Origin of the sequence: Pseudomonas sp. AN3A02 (assembly GCF_011765255.1) — a bacterium.
GTDB lineage: Bacteria > Pseudomonadota > Gammaproteobacteria > Pseudomonadales > Pseudomonadaceae > Aquipseudomonas.
On record NZ_JAARNI010000004.1, the window covers coordinates 118,724 to 136,426 of the forward strand.

13 protein-coding genes are annotated in these 17,703 nt (G+C 61.5%); 12 read left to right on the plus strand and 1 reads right to left on the minus strand.

Going from position 1 to position 17,703, the window contains the following annotated elements; all coding sequences use genetic code 11:
* Window positions 1-225: 225 nt before the first annotated feature.
* Genes HBJ59_RS17685 through HBJ59_RS17700 form a run of 4 tightly spaced genes read left to right on the plus strand, consistent with a single transcriptional unit; the run spans window position 226 to window position 4,006 of the window.
* Window positions 226-1,041 (plus strand): AraC family transcriptional regulator, encoded by an 816-nt coding sequence (locus HBJ59_RS17685; RefSeq protein ID WP_076013521.1) that lies wholly within the window; start codon window positions 226-228, stop codon window positions 1,039-1,041.
* Window positions 1,042-1,090: 49 nt separating this feature from the next.
* The gene (locus HBJ59_RS17690; RefSeq protein ID WP_167664261.1) at window positions 1,091-2,497 is read left to right on the plus strand and encodes an FAD-binding oxidoreductase; all 1,407 of its coding nucleotides are present in this window, start codon (window positions 1,091-1,093) and stop codon (window positions 2,495-2,497) included.
* Window positions 2,498-2,524: 27 nt separating this feature from the next.
* Window positions 2,525-2,866, plus strand: a complete 342-nt coding sequence (locus HBJ59_RS17695) for a cupin domain-containing protein (protein WP_167664262.1) — start codon at window positions 2,525-2,527, stop codon at window positions 2,864-2,866.
* Window positions 2,867-2,926: 60 nt separating this feature from the next.
* The gene (locus tag HBJ59_RS17700) at window positions 2,927-4,006 is read left to right on the plus strand and encodes a polyamine ABC transporter substrate-binding protein (protein ID WP_017479712.1); all 1,080 of its coding nucleotides are present in this window, start codon (window positions 2,927-2,929) and stop codon (window positions 4,004-4,006) included.
* 115 nt (window positions 4,007-4,121) lie between these two features.
* On the opposite strand, the gene HBJ59_RS17710 is transcribed toward HBJ59_RS17700, so the two are convergent.
* Entirely contained in the window at window positions 4,122-4,916 is a 795-nt protein-coding gene (locus HBJ59_RS17710) for a response regulator transcription factor (protein ID WP_372241488.1), read from the minus strand.
* A gap of 197 nt (window positions 4,917-5,113) precedes the next feature.
* Here HBJ59_RS17710 and HBJ59_RS17715 point away from each other — a divergent pair, with 197 nt between their 5' ends.
* The 8 genes from HBJ59_RS17715 (at window position 5,114) to HBJ59_RS17750 (ending at window position 17,621) form a co-directional block, all read left to right on the plus strand.
* Entirely contained in the window at window positions 5,114-6,478 is a 1,365-nt protein-coding gene (locus tag HBJ59_RS17715; RefSeq protein ID WP_167664263.1) for an APC family permease, read from the plus strand.
* A gap of 9 nt (window positions 6,479-6,487) precedes the next feature.
* Window positions 6,488-7,588 (plus strand): P1 family peptidase, encoded by a 1,101-nt coding sequence (locus HBJ59_RS17720; protein WP_167664264.1) that lies wholly within the window; start codon window positions 6,488-6,490, stop codon window positions 7,586-7,588.
* Window positions 7,589-7,952: 364 nt separating this feature from the next.
* On the plus strand, window positions 7,953-9,401 hold the full coding sequence (locus HBJ59_RS17725) for a serralysin family metalloprotease (RefSeq protein ID WP_167664265.1): 1,449 nt from the start codon (window positions 7,953-7,955) through the stop codon (window positions 9,399-9,401).
* A 74-nt stretch (window positions 9,402-9,475) separates the two neighbouring features.
* Window positions 9,476-9,844 carry an AprI/Inh family metalloprotease inhibitor gene (locus HBJ59_RS17730; RefSeq protein WP_167664266.1) on the plus strand — a complete coding sequence of 123 codons (369 nt, stop codon included), beginning with the start codon at window positions 9,476-9,478 and terminating at the stop codon, window positions 9,842-9,844.
* A 104-nt stretch (window positions 9,845-9,948) separates the two neighbouring features.
* Window positions 9,949-11,673 carry a type I secretion system permease/ATPase gene (locus tag HBJ59_RS17735; protein ID WP_167664267.1) on the plus strand — a complete coding sequence of 575 codons (1,725 nt, stop codon included), beginning with the start codon at window positions 9,949-9,951 and terminating at the stop codon, window positions 11,671-11,673.
* A 97-nt stretch (window positions 11,674-11,770) separates the two neighbouring features.
* Window positions 11,771-13,105, plus strand: coding sequence for an HlyD family type I secretion periplasmic adaptor subunit (locus tag HBJ59_RS17740; RefSeq protein WP_167664268.1), 1,335 nt, complete (start codon window positions 11,771-11,773; stop codon window positions 13,103-13,105).
* Window positions 13,106-13,107: 2 nt separating this feature from the next.
* The gene (locus HBJ59_RS17745; RefSeq protein ID WP_076013512.1) at window positions 13,108-14,445 is read left to right on the plus strand and encodes a TolC family outer membrane protein; all 1,338 of its coding nucleotides are present in this window, start codon (window positions 13,108-13,110) and stop codon (window positions 14,443-14,445) included.
* Between the two features lie 218 nt (window positions 14,446-14,663).
* On the plus strand, window positions 14,664-17,621 hold the full coding sequence (locus HBJ59_RS17750; RefSeq protein WP_167664269.1) for an autotransporter serine protease: 2,958 nt from the start codon (window positions 14,664-14,666) through the stop codon (window positions 17,619-17,621).
* Window positions 17,622-17,703: the final 82 nt, after the last annotated feature.

Genomic DNA, 17,703 nt, shown 5'->3' on the forward strand with positions numbered 1-17,703 from the left:
GACCGTCACTGGTCCTGGCCGTCGTGAGCTTTAAAAATAGCATTCGTTCGCATCCTGCATGGGAGTTTTTTCGCTCCGTTCGGCGGTTCTTTTCAAGAAGTTTGACGTAGGTCATGTACTACGTGGAAATGGGCGAAAGGCCATTAGGCATAACTGTCAAATGGCCATTGAACCCACCCGGAAAGTTGGGCAAGCTCGCAGGCTGCCCCAGCCTTAGAGCGCTCCATGCCCGACTTCATCCCGGATGATTCCCAGCAAACCCAGGCCACCGGAGACTTGGTGCTGCGTCACCATCTATGCTGGAAACACCGGGACCTGGACGGCGTGATGTCGTACTACCACCCGGACATCCAGTACCACGATTTCTTCCAGAACCGCGTAGTAGGCGCAGACGATCTGCGCGAGTATCTGCAAGCCAGCATGCCCCGTGGCGCCGACGAGGCCATCGAGCACACCGACCGCATCCGCGCCGACGGCGACACCGCGTTCATCCAGTACCGCATTACCTTGCGCGGCGGCCAGGGCCTGGTGTCGTTTCGCACCAGCGAAGCCATCACCGTGCGTGACGGCCTGATCTGGCGGGTCAACGAATACGCCTCGCTGGTGCACGAGCAATCTGCCAGCCGCAGCGAGACCACGCGCCCAACCGTCAGCCGCCTGGGCCTGTCGCCCCAGCAACTGAGTTACATGGCCAAGGACCTGCAGCAGTACTTCGAGCGCCAGCAACCCTACCTGGACCCCGAACTGGATCTGCAACGGGTGGCGAAGGAGTGCGGGTACAGCCGCAACCAGATCTCCTACCTGCTGAACCAGGTGCTGGGCCAAAGCTTTTACCGCTACGTCAACCAGGCGCGGCTCCAGCATTTGCTGGCCGCACTGGACAAGGCCACGCCGCCGATCCGCATAGACGAACTGGCGTTTGCCGCGGGCTTCAATTCGACGTCGGCCTTCTACAGCTGCTTCCGCCAGCACACCGGCCAGTCGCCCAAGGCCTACGTCAAACAAATTTCCCTGCGTGCACGCGCGCAAGACAGCCCCTGAGGCCAGGCTCTAGGATCACGGCCATCGAAGTGTGGTGGTGGAGCTAGGCATGCCTGCATGGCGCAATATCAGTTTATGGATGGACCAGCTGGACGAGCCGCTGGTGGCGCGTGCGTCCCTGGAGCACGACCTGGACGTCAACGTGGCCATTATCGGCGCCGGCTACACCGGGCTGTGGACCGCGTATTACCTGAAGCGCCAGGCGCCCGAGCTGAAAATCGCCATCATCGAGGCGCAAACCGCCGGGTTCGGTGCCTCGGGCCGTAACGGCGGCTGGCTGATGGGCAACCTGCTGGGTGAAGACCGCCTGTTGGCCGGCTTGTCCCCCGAGCAGCGCCGGGCCTCGTTCGACCTGCTGCACGCCATTCCCGATGAAGTGGCCCAGGTGATCGAGCGCGAAGGCATCGACTGTGATTACCGCAAGGGCGGCGTGCTGTACTGCGCCGCGCGCTATCCCGAGCAGGAAACCAGCCTGCGGGCCTACCTGGCCAAACTCCACGCTCAGGGCCTGACCGACGACGACTACCGTTGGCTCGGCCCGCAGCAACTCGCCGAGCAAATCCGCATCGCCAAACCCTATGGCGGCATCTATGCCCCCCACGTTGCCACGATTCACCCGGCCAAGCTGGTGCGTGGCCTGGCGCGGGTGGTGGAGCAGATGGGCGTCACGATCTATGAAAACAGCCCCGTCACCCATTGGCAGTCCGGCAGCCTGCGCACGGCTAAAGCTTCAGTACGCGCGTCATGGGTGGTGCCGGCGGTGGAAGGGTATGCCACCACCTTGGCGCCTTTGGGCCGCTATCAGTTGCCGGTACAAAGCCTGATTGTCGCCACCGAACCGTTGCCCGCCAGCACCTGGGACGAAATCGGCCTGAACCGTGGCCAGGCATTCGGCGAAAGCAGTCGACAGGTCACCTACGGCCAGCGCTCGGCGGACAATCGCCTGGTGTTCGGCGCCCGTGGTGGTTATCAGTTTGCCGGCAAGCTGCGGCACAACTTCGACCTCACCCACAGCGAAGTCGAACTGCGTCGCTACCTGTTCGGTGAACTGTTCCCGCAACTCAAGAAAGTCCGGATCACCCACGCCTGGGGCGGCAACCTCGGCATGTCCCGGCGCTTCAAGCCGCACATGCTGTGCGATCACGCGGCGGGCATCGCCCTGGCCGGTGGTTATGGCGGCGAGGGAGTAGGGGCCAGCAACCTGGGCGGGCGTACCTTGGCCGACTTGATCCTGGGGCTCGACACGCCGCTGGTCACGCAGCCATGGGTCATTCAGCCGGGCCGGTTGGACGGGCTCAAGGCCTGGGAACCGGAACCCTGCCGCTGGCTGGGCTACAACGCGATCATTCGCAGCTTCGTCCACGAAGACCAGGTGCTGGCCAACCCCAACACCGCGCCGTGGCGCCGCAAGCTGGCCAGCGGTGTTGCCGGGTTTATGGAAGGTTTCATGCACTAAGTCGTTTCCATCACCACAGGTATGAACATGAGCATTACCCAGTTCAAAGACACACTCAGCGCCCATTTACCGGACTGTTCCCCCGTTGCCGCGCCACTGGGCACACCGGTAGCGGTGGCCTCGACCTTGAGCGTGGAGCGTAGCGACGGCGTCGAAACCGGCATCTGGGAATGCACGCCCGGGCGCTGGCGCCGGCAGATCAAAGCCCAGGAGTTTTGCCACTTTATCCAGGGACGCTGCACCTTCACCCCCGACAACGGGGAAATGCTCCACATAGAAGCCGGCGACGCACTGATGTTGCCGGCCAACAGCACGGGTATCTGGGACATCCAGGAAACCGTGCGCAAGACCTATGTACTGATCCTCTGATTCTTTGATCTTTGATCGCCTGCCATAAAAACAGCCCTAAAACCGCCAGGAAATCGAACCATGAGACCCATTGCCCTGTTGCCGCTGGTATTTGTCGCCACCCTCAGCCAAGCCGCCGAGACGGTGAAGATCTACAACTGGTCGGACTATATCGCCCCCGACACCACCAAGAACTTCCAGAAAGAAACCGGGATCGGCTTCACCTACGACGTGTACGACAGCAACGAAACCCTCGACGGCAAGTTGATGACCGGCAAATCCGGCTACGACGTGGTGTTCCCCTCCAACCACTTCATGGCCCGGCAGATCCAGGGCGGGGCGCTGAAGAAGCTCGACAAGAGCCAGTTGCCCAACTGGAAGAACCTCAACCCGGTGCTGCTCAAGGCTTTGGAAAACAACGACCCGGGCAACGCCCACGGTTTCCCGTACCTGTGGGGCAGCACTGGCATCGGCTACAACATCGACAAGGTCAAGGCGGTACTCGGCGACAACGCCCCGGTGGATTCCTGGGACCTGATCTTCAAGCCCGAGAACATGCAGAAACTGCAGAAATGCGGCGTGGCGATCCTCGACAACGGCCCGGAGCTGCTGCCAGCGGCGCTCAACTACCTGGGCCTGCCGCACCACAGCAAGAAGGCGGAAGACTACAAAAAGGCCGAGGACCTGCTGATGAAAGTACGGCCGTATGTGGCGTACTTCCACTCATCGAAATACACCGCCGACCTGGCCAACGGCGACATCTGCGTGGCCGTCGGCTTCTCCGGCGACATCCTCCAGGCCGAAAGCCGTGCCAAGGAAGCCAAGAACGGTGTGAACATCGGCTACAACATTCCCAAGGAAGGCGCCGCCATCTGGTTCGACATGGTCGCCATGCCCGCTGATGCCCCGGATGAAAAAGCCGGCTATGCGTTCATGAACTACCTGCTGCGCCCGGAAGTCATGGCCAGCATCACCAACTACGTGCACTACGCCAACGGCAACTCTGCGGCCGATAGTCTGGTGGACCCGGCGATCAAGAGCGACACCAAGGTGTACCCAAGCCCGGAAATGATGGGCAAGTTGTTTGCCCTGGAAGCGATGCCGCTGAACATCGACCGGATTCGTACACGGGTGTGGAACACCATTCGTACCGGGCGTTGATGATCGTTCCCACGCTCCGCGTGGGAATACATCCTGTGACGCTCCGCGTCACGACTTCAAAAACGGACGCGGAGCGTCCAGGGCGGCGTTCCCACGCAGAGCGTGGGAACGATCATTAAGGATTCTCCAAGTCATGCCCCAACGACTGGATAAACAACGAAAACAACTCCGGTTGCGACGAGATATCCAGCTTGGCATACAGGTGCCGACGATGAACCTTGACCGTATCCGGCGAGATATTCAGCCGTTCGGCCATGGCTTTTGACGAAAACCCACGCAACACCAACCGCGCAATTTCCAACTCCCGCTCCGACAACACCCCACAGCCAAAATGACTCAGCGCATCCCGGATCTGGCTGGCCATCTCGGCAGGCGCGGCCACCCGCTGCGTGCTCTGCTGCCAATGCTGCTGCATCAACGGCAACACCCAGGCCGCCAGCGTGGTCATCAAACCCGTTTCCTCGCCGGTAAACAACCGCTGCATCCCCAACGACAGCGATAACGTCCCCGCACCCGGTAATTGCAAGATGAACTGCACCTCGTCTTCCAGCACGTTGTCGTGGAAGTAGTTGAGGAAGTACTCACTCTGGCGAAAATGATCCGGCGCCACTTCTTCAAGGCGGTACACGCCACTGGCATAGCCTTCGCGGCACGCCTGGAAAAACGGGTCCAGCAAGTACAAGCCATTGAGGTAAACCAGCATCGACGCCGGCTTGCTACTCGGTTGCGCGTCGTACTCCTCAAGTGCCTGGGGCGGGCCGTCGGCGGGGTAGAAGATCGCCAGGGCATTGTCGAAGGGCACGCATTGGTGCAACAGCAGCACCAGTTGTTTCCAGAAACGCCCGCTGCCGATCTGTGCGACGGTGCGGCCCAGGCCTGCGTGCATGCCGACTTCACTGAACAGGCTCATGTGCAGCTCCACGCAAAGGATTCAGGCCGCAAGGGTTCGACTTTTGCCGGTTGCCGTCAAGGGGAGTACTCCAATAGGGGAATTGGCCGCCTTACCCGCAGCGTTTAAGTTTGCCGTCAGTCAGCGGGGAACATACCCCGCGCCGCTTCACCTTTTCGTTTCTGCCTCAAACCAAGAACAATCAAGAGGATAACGATATGAGTGCTCCTTCGACGCCCGACGGCGTGCTGAAACCCACCTTGAGTGTGTTCGACGTGGTAGCCATCACCGTCTCGGCGGTGACCCCGGCCAGTTCAGTGTTCGTGATTGCGCCCTTTGCCATCCAGCAGGCCGGCAGCGGGGTGTTCCTGGCCTTTGTGATGGCCGCCTTGCTCGCGCTGATGTTTGCCTTTTGCTACGCCGAACTCGGCCGCGCCCACAACAGCGCTGGCGGTGAGTACGTGTACGCCAAGCGGGTGTTCGGCGGCATGGCCGGTTATGCGACGTTCCTCACGGTATTGGTGATGTTGCTGTTTATCCCGCCGGTGCTGGCCACCGGCGCGGCGACTTACCTGAATAACGCCCTCGGCACCCAATTCGACTCACAAACCGTGGCCCTGGTCATCGTCGTGTGCAGCTACGCCCTGGGCATTCTGAATATCAAGCTGAATGCCTGGATCACCGGCACCTGCCTGCTATTGGAAGTGGCGGCGTTGCTGGTGATCGTGTTTATCGGCTTCGGCAACCCGGTGCAGCCGGTCAGCGTGCTGCTGCAACCGCAAATCGTCGAAAACGGCGTGCTGCACCTGGCGCCCTGGGCGCTGGTGATCGGCGCAGTGGGCATTGGCCTGTTCTCCTTCAATGGCTATGGCCCTGCAGTGTTGCTGGCGGAAGACATGAAGTGCGGCGGCAAGGGCGTGCACAAGGCGGTGTTGTGGTCCCTGGGCCTGGTGGTGGTTATCGAACTGGTGCCGATCACCGCATTGTTGATCGGTGCGCCATCCCTCAGCGCGATGATCAGCAGCCCCGATCCGATCGGCTACCTGCTGACCAGCCACGGCAATGAAACCCTGTCACGGTTGGTGAGCGCCGGGATTTTCCTGTCGGTGTTCAATGCGATTGTCGCCATCGTGATTCAGATCGGTCGGGTGGTGTTCAGCAGCGGCCGCGATGCACTGTGGACGCCGACCATCAATAAACTCTTCACCCGGATTCATCCGCGCTGGGATTCACCGTGGTTGGCTACGCTGTTCCTGGCAATCCCTTCGGCGTTGCTCAGCTTCAGCTCGAACCTGGCGGACCTGACGTCCTTCAGCGTGCTGCTGATCATGCTGGTGTACCTGATCGTGGCGTTGAGCGCGTTGATGAGCCGGGTGTTGCTGCGTGACCGCGAGCATCCGTATCGCATGCCGTTGTGGCCAGTGCCGGCATTGCTGGCGGTACTCGGGGCCGGCTACCTGTTGGTAACCCTGGCGATGGCCGCTTCGGTTCGGGACATCATGATTATCATCGGCCTGTTGGCACTGTCGGTGATCCTGTATTGCATCAGTGGCCGGTTGAGTCCGGCGTTTCAGAAATTGTAAGGAGTGGTTATGCGCGCACGTCAATTGGGCATCACGTTGGGGCTGGGCACGCCCGGTGAGTTGAATGCCATCACCGACGTTCCAGGGGTTCGGGTCGGCCACAGCACGATCAAGACCCGCATCAATGGCAAACAGGTACGGACCGGCGTCACGGCGATCCAGCCCCGGGCCGGTGCCGCGCGGTATCAGCCGTGTTTTGCCGGCTACCACGTACTCAACGGCAATGGCGACGCCACGGGGCTTGAATGGATCAGCGAATCGGGCCTGCTGACCACGCCACTGGCGATCACCAACACCCACAGCATCGGCGTGGTACGCGACACCCTGATCGCCCTGGAGCGCGAAAGCCTGGCAGACCCGGCGGTGTACTGGTGCATGCCGGTGGTGATGGAGACCTACGACGGGTTACTCAACGACATCTGGGGCCAGCACGTGGGCCCGGAGCATGTGCGCGAGGCGTTGGCCAACGCCGAATCCGGCCCGGTGGCGGAGGGCGCCGTGGGCGGCGGCACCGGAATGATCTGCCATGAGTTCAAGGGCGGGATTGGCACGGCCTCGCGGCGTTTGTCGGCGGAGCAGGGTGGCTGGACCGTCGGTGTGCTGGTGCAGGCCAACCATGGCAAGCGCCAGGAATTGCGGGTGGACGGCTACCCCGTAGGTCGGCAACTGATGGAAATCCCGTCACCGTTTGCCGATCGCGGTACGCCCGGCATGGGCTCCATCGTGGTGATCATCGCCACCGATGCGCCATTGTTGCCCCATCAGTGCCAGCGCCTGGCCCAACGGGCGTCCATCGGCATTGCGCGCACGGGCGGCGGTACCGAGGACTCCAGCGGGGACCTGTTCCTGGCGTTCGCCACCGGCAATCAGGATTTGCCGGTGGCCGACTACGGGCGCAAGGGCTTGCCCCTTAGCACGTCGCTGCACATGGTCAATAACGACCATATTTCGCCCTTGTTCAGCGCGGCGGCGGAGGCGGTCGAGGAAGCGATCATTAATGCGATAGTGGCCGGGGAAGATATGCTCACCGACGACGGTGCGCGAGTGCCGGGGCTGGACTCGCAAACACTCCTGCAAGCAATGCGTCAAACAGGCTGGCGCGCGCAATAAATAAACTAAGTCTTGTCCCGGTAATACGGGACAAGCACTTAAGTAGTGGCCATTCAACACTAACAATGACACGGTGACACTTTCTTAGTGCACCTCAAGCAATACTTTGGATCCATTCCTCATTAAATGTCTTTAGGAGTATTTAATATTTAAATAGCTGGATTTTTATAAGGTGCTATTGGCCAATGTTTGCAGGTTTTGTTCGTCGACCCAACTTTCTCCTTGGATAAAAACCGCTGGACGAATGATTTCAGGTTGTGTCAGTTTTCTTTCGCCTTCAAAAGGGGCGAGTGATCGGACTTACTCGCCAAAGTGAGTCCGGTCGGACAAAAACTGTTCCACTTGCAAACAAGGAAGTACGTTTATGTCAAAAGTAAAAGACAAAGCTATTGTGTCGGCGGCTCAAGCAAGTACCGCTTATACGCAAATCGATAGCTTTAGCCATCAATACGACCGCGGCGGCAACCTCACGGTCAATGGCAAACCTTCGTTCACCGTTGACCAGGCCGCCGACCACCTGCTGCGTGAGAACGCCGCTTACCGCGACGTGGACGGCAACGGCAAGATCGATCTTACCTACACCTTCCTGACCTCGGCTTCCAACGCGACCATGAACAAGCATGGGATCACCGGGTTCAGCCAGTTCAACACCCAGCAGAAAGCACAGGCCGTACTGGCCATGCAATCCTGGGCTGATGTGGCCAATGTCACCTTCACCGAGAAAGCCTCGGGCGGTGACTTCCACATGACCTTCGGCAACTACAGCGGCGGCCAGGACGGCGCAGCGGCCTTTGCCTACCTGCCAGGCACCAACGCCAAGTACAACGAAAGCGGGCTTGACGGCACTTCCTGGTACCTGACCAACAACAGCTATACGCCGAACAAGACGCCGGACCTGAACAACTATGGCCGGCAGACCCTGACCCACGAAATCGGCCACACCCTGGGCCTGGACCACCCTGGCGACTACAACGCCGGGACCGGCAACCCTTCGTACAAAGACGCGGACTATGGACAGGACACGCGTGGCTACAGCGTCATGAGTTACTGGAGCGAGAGCAACACCAACCAGAACTTCAGCAAAGGCGGGGTAGAGGCTTACTCCTCCGGCCCGCTGATCGACGACATCGCCGCGATCCAGAAGCTCTACGGCGCCAACTACAACACCCGCGCCGGCGACACCACCTACGGCTTCAACTCCAACACCGGGCGTGATTTCCTCAGCGCCACTTCATCGGCTGACAAGTTGGTGTTCTCGGTGTGGGACGGTGGCGGTAACGACACCCTGGACTTCTCCGGCTTTACCCAGAACCAGAAGATCAACCTCAATGAGACCTCGTTCTCCGACGTTGGCGGCCTGGTGGGTAACGTTTCCATCGCCAAGGGCGTGACCGTAGAGAACGCCATCGGCGGTTCGGGCAACGACCTGTTGATCGGTAACGCTGCAGCCAACGTCCTCAAAGGCGGTGCCGGCAACGACATCCTCTTCGGCGGCGGCGGTGCAGACCAGCTGTGGGGCGGTTCAGGCAACGACACCTTTGTGTTCGGCGCCAGCTCGGACTCCAAGCCAGGGGCGGCCGACAAGATCTTCGACTTCACCTCGGGTTCGGACAAGATCGACCTCACCGGCATCACCAAAGGTGCAGGCTTGACCTTCGTCAACGCGTTTACCGGTCACGCCGGCGACGCGGTGCTGTCCTACGCTTCGGGTACCAACCTGGGCACATTGGCAGTGGACTTCTCCGGTCACGGCGTGGCGGATTTCCTCGTCACCACCGTGGGCCAGGCAGCGGTCAGCGACATCGTGGCTTGATTCAGGTGTAAAGGAGGGTGGCGCACACGCGCCGCCCTCTGCCCTTGCATCCACCCCTTGAACGGGCGAAGGTGATGACGCTATTTCGCAGTACAGTTGCCTGGTGTCTCCAGGCGTTGCTTATGTCGGCAGGAGCCACAGCAATGGCAAGCAGTCTGGTTTTACCCACGTCCGCGCAGTTGGCCGGGCATTGGACGCTGCACCAGCAAGAGCAGGTGTGTGCGCTGGATCTGATTGAATACGCCAACGCTCTGGGGGGCGATGTGGAGTGCGCAGGACAATGGCTGGGTGAAGCCCCTGTTAGTTGGACGCCAACTCCCGACGGTATTTGGTTGATGAATGCCGAAGGCACCGGCATTACCCATTTGAATCGCCAGAAAGAAGGCGAATATGAAGGCCGCGTAAAATCTGGCGCGGTATTGATATTACAACGTGCACCCTAATAGTTCGTTATAACGATATAACCCGATTTTAATGTTTGCCCGCCTATTAATGGGGCGCCTGGCAAACTATTGCGCGTCATTCGGCTCAGGGAAGATCAGGCAACATGGCGAAGACCACTCCCGTTGCACCACTGTTCAAGGCACTCGGCGACTACAAAAGTATTCTGATCAGTATTGGCTGCTTCACGGCATTGATTAACGTATTGATGCTGGTGCCGTCGATTTATATGTTGCAAGTCTACGACCGCGTGCTGTCTTCACAGAACGAAACCACCCTGGTGATGTTGACGCTGATGGTGGTGGGGTTCTTCGCCTTTATCGGCGTGCTGGAGGTGATCCGCAGCTTTATCGTGATTCGCATCGGCAGCCAGTTGGAGCGCCGCTTCAACCTGCGGGTGTACAAGGCCGCCTTCGAGCGCAACCTGCAACGGGGCGAAGGCCATGGCGGGCAATCCCTGGGGGATCTGACCCACATCCGCCAATTCATCACCGGGCCGGCGCTGTTCGCGTTTTTCGATGCGCCGTGGTTTCCGATTTATCTGTTTGTGATCTTCCTGTTCAACGTCTGGCTGGGTGTCTTGGCCAGCGCCGGTGCAGTGCTGCTGATTGCCCTGGCGTGCCTCAACGAATACCTGACCAAAAAGCCCCTGGGTGAAGCCAGCGGGTTTTCCCAGCAATCCACCCAGTTGGCCACCAGCCACCTGCACAACGCCGAAACCATCCAGGCCATGGGCATGCTCGGCGCATTGCGCAAGCGCTGGTTCAAGGTGCATTCGCAGTTTCTGGGCTTGCAGAACAAGGCCAGCGATACCGGCTCGATCATCAGTTCCCTGAGTAAATCCCTGCGCCTGTGCCTGCAATCGTTGGTGCTCGGCCTGGGGGCGTTGCTGGTGATCAAGGGCGACATGACGGCGGGGATGATGATCGCCGGTTCGATCCTGATGGGCCGGGTGTTGAGCCCCATCGACCAGTTGATCGCCGTGTGGAAGCAATGGAGTTCGGCCAAGCTGGCTTATCAGCGCCTGGACGGCCTGATGCGTGAGTTTCCGCCCCAGGGCGAGCAGATGGCCTTGCCGGCGCCCAAGGGCAATGTGAGTTTCGAGCAAGTCAGTGCGGGACCGCCGGGGCGGCGTGTTCCCACCTTGCATCAGGTGACCTTCAATCTTGCCGCCGGTGAAGTCTTGGGTGTGCTGGGTGCTTCCGGCTCCGGCAAATCGACCCTGGCCCGTGTATTGGTGGGCGTGTGGCCTACCCTGGCGGGCACCGTGCGACTGGATGGTGCCGACATCCATCGCTGGGACCGCGACGACCTCGGCCCGCATATTGGCTACCTGCCCCAAGACATCGAACTGTTCAGCGGCAGCATCGCCGACAACATCGCACGCTTTCGCGAAGCCGATCCCCAACTCGTGGTGCAGGCCGCCCAACAAGCGGGCGTGCACGAATTGATCCTGCGTTTGCCCCACGGCTACGACACCGTGCTCGGTGACGAAGGCAGCGGCCTGTCCGGTGGCCAGAAACAACGGGTCGCCCTGGCCCGCGCGCTGTACGGCGGGCCGCGCCTGATCGTGCTCGATGAGCCCAACTCCAACCTCGACACCGTGGGTGAAGCCGCCCTGGCCAGCGCGATCATGCAGATGAAAGCCCAGGGCAGCACGGTGGTGCTGGTGACTCACCGTTCCTCCGCGCTGGCCCAGGCCGACAAGCTGCTGGTGCTGAACGAAGGCCGGTTGCAGGCATTTGGTCCGAGCCAGGACGTGCTGCGTGCACTGTCCGGCCAGCGAGAACAGCCCAACTGTAGGAGCGAGCTTGCTCGCGAAGGTCGTTAACGATGACGCGGGCATCCTGAATGGACCCGGCGGTCTCAGGTTTTTCGCGAGCAAGCTCGCTCCTACAGTTTTTTAACAAGCCGCAAGGATCAGGCGCATGAGCAGCGACAGCAGCATTCAAATCAACCGCGATTACGAACAGACTCACCCCGAACACGACGCGCGCTTCTTTGCCCGCATGGGCTGGCTGCTGACAGTGGTCGGCGCCGGTGGGTTTTTCCTGTGGGCCAGCCTGGCACCGCTGGACCAAGGGATTCCGGTACAAGGCACGGTGGTGGTGTCGGGCAAGCGCAAGGCCGTGCAAACCTTGAGCCCCGGCGTGGTCAGCCGGATTCTGGTGCGTGAAGGCGAGGCGGTGAAGCAGGGCCAGCCGCTGTTCCGTCTTGACCAGACACAGAACCAGGCCGACGTGCACTCCCTGCAAGCCCAATACCGCATGGCCTGGGCCAGCGTGGCGCGGTGGCAGAGCGAGCGCGACAACCAGTCAACCATCACCTTTCCGCCGGAGCTGAGCACCAACCCCGATCAAGCCCTGGCATTGGTCCTTGAAGGCCAGCGCCAACTGTTCAGCAGCCGCCGTGAAGCCTTTGCCCGGGAACAGGCCGGGATTCGCGCGAGTATCGAAGGCGCCACCGCACAGCTGAACGGCATGCGCCGCGCCCGCAGCGACCTGACCGCCCAGGCGCAATCCCTGCGTGACCAACTGAACAACCTGCAACCCCTGGCCGACAACGGCTACATCCCGCGCAACCGGCTGATGGAGTACCAGCGCCAACTGTCCCAGGTGCAGCAGGACCTGGCGCAGAACACCGGTGAAAGCGGCCGGGTGGAGCAGGGCATCCTTGAATCGCGCCTCAAGTTGCAGCAGCACAGCGAGGAATATCAGAAGGAAGTCCGCAGCCAATTGGCCGATGCGCAACTGCGCAGCCTGACCCTGGAGCAGCAACTGACTTCCGCTGGTTTCGACCTGCAGCACAGCGAAATCAATGCGCCTGCCGATGGCATCGCGGTCAACCTGGGCGTGCACACCGAAGGCGCTGTGGTGCGTGCCGGTGAAACCCTGTTGGAAATCGTGCCCCAGGACACCCGCCTGGAAGTGGAAGGGCGCTTGCCGGTGCATCTGGTGGACAAGGTCGGCGCCCACTTGCCGGTGGACATCCTCTTCACCGCCTTCAACCAGAGCCGCACGCCGCGGGTGCCGGGGGAGGTGAGCCTGATCTCCGCCGACCAGATGCTCGACGAAAAAACCGGCATGCCGTACTACGTGTTGCGCACCGTCGTCAGCAGCAACGCCCTGGAAAAACTCCATGGCCTGGTGATCAAGCCGGGGATGCCCGCCGAGATGTTCATCCGCACCGGCGAGCGCTCCTTGCTCAACTACCTCTTCAAGCCGCTGCTGGACCGCGCCGGCTCGGCGTTGACCGAGGAATGAGCATGAAGCCGATGTTCATCGCCTTGTTACTCGCCTGCAGCAGCGCCCAGGCTGCCATGGGGCCGTTCGATGTTTACGAACAGGCCCTGCGCAACGACCCGGTATTCCTCGGCGCCATCAAGGAACGCGATGCCGGCCTGGAAAACCGCACCATTGGCCGCGCCGGCCTGCTGCCCAAGCTGTCGTACAACTACAACAAGGGCCGCAACAACTCCCAGGCCACCTTGCCCGACGGGCGCGGCGGTAATTATCACGATGACCGCAACTACAACAGCTACGGCTCCACCTTCACCCTGCAACAGCCTTTGTTCGACTATGAAGCCTATGCCAACTATCGCAAGGGCGTGGCTCAGGCGCTGTTTGCCGACGAGAGTTTTCGCGACAAGAGTCAGGCGCTGCTGGTGCGGGTGCTGACCTATTACACCCAGGCGTTGTTTGCCCAGGACCAGATCGACATTGCCCGCGCCAAGAAAAAGGCCTACGAGCAGCAGTTCCAGCAGAACCAGCATCTGTTCCAGCAGGGCGAAGGCACCCGCACCGACATTCTGGAAGCGGAATCGCGCTATGAGCTGGCTACCGCCGAGGAAATCCAGGCGCTGGATGAACAGGACGCCTCGCTGCGAGAACTGGGGGCGCTGATCGGTGTGCAGAGCGTCAATATCAATGACCTGGCGCCGCTGAATCCGGGATTTGCTGCCTTCACCCTGACCCCGGCCAACTACGACACCTGGCACGAACTCGCGCTGACCAACAACCCCAACCTGGCCTCGCAGCGCCAGTCCGTGGAAGTGGCGCGTTATGAAGTGGAGCGCAACCGCTCCGGGCACCTGCCACGGGTCACGGCCTATGCCAGCTCGCGCCAGCAGGAGTCCGACAGCGGCAACACCTACAACCAGCGCTACGACACCAACACCATCGGCATCGAAGTCAGCATGCCGTTGTATGCCGGTGGCGGCGTCTCGGCGTCCACCCGCCAGGCCAGCCGGGCCATGGAGCAGGCCGAGTACGAACTGGAAGGCAAGACCCGCGAAACCCTGATCGAACTGCGGCGCCAGTTCAGCGCTTGCCTGTCGGGGGTGAGCAAACTGCGCGCCTACCAAAAGGCGCTGACCTCGGCCGAAGCGCTGGTGGTCTCCACCAAGCAAAGCATCCTCGGCGGCGAGCGGGTCAACCTCGATGCGCTGAACGCCGAGCAGCAGCTGTACAGCACTCGTCGCGACCTGGCCCAGGCGCGGTACGACTACCTGATGGCCTGGACCAAATTGCATTACTACGCGGGCAACTTGCGCGACACCGACCTGGCCAAGGTGGATGAGGCATTTGGCCCTATGAGCCGCTGATGGTGGGGCTAAGGAGCTTGCTGTGGTGGGGGGAGCTTACTGTGGCGAGGGAGCTTGCTCCCGCTGGAGTGCGCAGCGCTCCCAAGATCTTGGGGCCGCTACGCAGCCCAGCGGGAGCAAGCTCCCTCGCCACAGTAGCTTTCAAGACACAGCTAGCTCCCAAGCCACAGCAATTGCCCTCGCCACTGGTATTTCAACAATAAGAAAAAGGACTCTTCATGATCACTGATTCACCTCGCTTCAAACCCTTCACCGCAGGCTCCTTGCTGCTGCTGTCAGTGGCAGCCCACGGGCAGTACATCGAAACCGGCAAAGCGGGCGATCCCGCCAGTTGGCGCTCCGCCGAGTTCCAGAGTGACTGGGGCCTGGACCGGATGAAAGCCAACGAGGCCTATGCGAGCGGCATCACCGGAAGTGGCGTGAAGATCGGCGCCCTCGACTCGGGTTTCGACCCCAACCATCCCGAAGCCTCCAAGGACCGCTATCACGCGGTCACCGCCAGCGGCACCTACGTCGACGGCAGCCCGTTCAGCACCACCGGCGCGCTCAACCCCAGCAACGACTCCCACGGCACCCACGTCACCGGCACCATGGGCGCGGCCCGTGATGGCGTGGGCATGCACGGCGTGGCGTACAACGCGCAGATCTACGTCGGTAACACCAACGCCAATGACAGCTTCCTGTTTGGCCCCACGCCGGATCCCAAGTACTTCAAGGCGGTGTACAGCGCCCTGGTGGATTCCGGCGTGCGCGCGATCAACAACAGCTGGGGCAGCCAGCCCAAGGACGTCAGCTACCAGACCCTGGGCGACCTGCATGCAGCCTATGCCCAGCACTACAACCGGAATACGTGGCTGGATGCTGCTGCGGAGGTGGCCAAGGCCGGGGTGATCAACGTGTTCAGTGCCGGTAATAGCGGCTACGCCAACGCCAGCGTGCGTTCGGCCTTGCCGTATTTCCAGCCGGAACTGGAGGGCGACTGGCTGGCGGTGTCGGGCCTGGACAAGGCGAATAACCAGAAATACAACCAGTGTGGCATCGCCAAGTACTGGTGCATTTCCACCCCCGGGGCGTTGATCAATAGCACCATTCCCGACGGTGGCTACGGCGTAAAGTCCGGCACCTCGATGTCGGCGCCCCATGCCACGGGCGCACTGGCGCTGGTGATGGAACGCTACCCATACCTGAACAACGAACAGGCCTTGCAGGTGCTGTTGACCACGGCCACTCAACTCAATGGCGCGGTCACCGATGCACCGACCACCCAGGTCGGTTGGGGCGTGCCGGACCTTGGCCGGGCGATGCACGGGCCCGGGCAATTGCTCGGGCCGATGAATGTCACGATGGCGGCCGGGCAGGGCGATGTGTGGAGCAATGCGATCTCCGACAAGGCGCTGATCCAGCGTCAGGCCGAAGACAGCGCCGAAACCCTGGCCTGGCAGCAAACCCTGCGCGACAAGGGCTGGGAAAACGGCGTGGGCGCCGGCGCGAGCCAGCAGGACCAGACGGACTATGCCGTTGGCACCGCCCGGGCGGCAGCGGCGGCCCAGCGTATCTACGAAGGCAGCCTGATCAAATCCGGTGCGGGCAGCCTGATCCTCACGGGTGACAACACCTACCGTGGCCCGACCACCGTGAATGGCGGTCGGTTGGCGGTGAATGGCTCACTGACGTCGGCAGTGACGGTCAATGACAGCGGCACACTGGGCGGTTCCGGTCGCATCGCGGCGCTGCAGGTGAACAACGGCGGCACCGTGGCGCCGGGCAATTCCGTGGGCATCTTGCAGGTGGCCGGGGACGTGAACCTCGCTGCCGGTTCCACCTATGCGGTCGAACTCACCCCCACCCGCAGCGACCAGATTGTCGCCACCGGCAAGGCAATCCTCGGCGGCGGTACCGTGACCCTGGCCCTGGAAAACAGCCCGACGTTGCTCAGCCAGCAACAGGCCGAGAGCCTGCTGGGGCGTCAGTACAACATCCTCCAGGCGGCGGGCGGGATCCAGGGGCAGTTCGGTGCGGTGTTGCCCAACTACCTGTTCCTCGGCGGCACCCTCGACTATGCCGCCAACGGCGTGCAGCTGGACATTGCCCGCAGTGATGCGAGTTTCGCCAGTGTCGGCGCCACCCGTAACCAGCGCTCGGTGGCGGCGGCCGCCGAGCAGTTGGGCGCGGGCAACCCGGTGTACGAAAGCATCCTGCGTTCAGACTCCGTGGCCAGTGCGCAACAAGGCTTCCAGCAACTGTCGGGAGAAATCTATCCGGCCATCGACACGATGCTGATCAACGATAGTCGCCAACTACGTGATGCCGTCGGCGAGCGCCTGCGCCATACGCCGGTCGCGGGTGAAAGCAATGTGTGGGTCAAGGCGCTCGGCAGCTGGGGCAAGACCGACAGCCGCAGCGAAACGGCGGGCTACACCACCTCACTGGGCGGCATGCTGGCGGGTGTCGACGGTGCGCTGGATGAGCAGACCCGCGCCGGTCTGGTGGCCGGTTACAGCGACAGCTCACTGAACATGGGCAGCGGCACTCACTCCTCGGCGTCCATCGACAGCTACCACCTCGGCGCCTATGCCGGGCGCGAGCTGGGCAACTGGCGCTTGAGCGTCGGCGGCGCGTACAGCTGGCATCGCGGCGACGTGAAACGTGACTTGCAGTACGGCGAAGTCAGCGGCAAGCAGAAGACCAAACTGGATGCGCGCAGTGCCCAGGTATTTACCGAAGCGGCCTACCGTTTAAGCCTGCAATCGATGGCGTTGGAGCCGTTCGCCAACCTGGCTTACGTGCACCTGGACAACGAACGCTTTCACGAGAAAGGCGACGCCACTGCACTTCAGCGTGGCAGTGACAGCCGCGATGCAGTGCTGAGCACCCTGGGCCTTCGGGCATCGAAAACCTTCCCTCTCAATGACCGCCAGCAACTGGACGTTTCCGGCTCGTTGGGCTGGCAGCACAGCCTGAGTGCCGTTGAATCCGAAGAGCACCTGGCGTTTGTCGCCGGTGGGCCGTCGTTCGCGGTGCAAAGCTCGCCATTGATGCGCGACGCGGCACTGGTGGGTGTACAGGCCAGCCTGGCGTTGAGCAAAAGCACACGGGTCAACCTCGACTACACGGGCCAATTGGCTGGCCGGGAAAAAGTCCAGGGCGTGGGGTTGAGCCTGGACTGGCAGTTCTAAACGGTGCCCTCTTCATGTAGGAGCGAGCTTGCTCGCGAAAAACGTGAAGGCACCGCATTTATCCAGAAAGCCCGAGTCATCG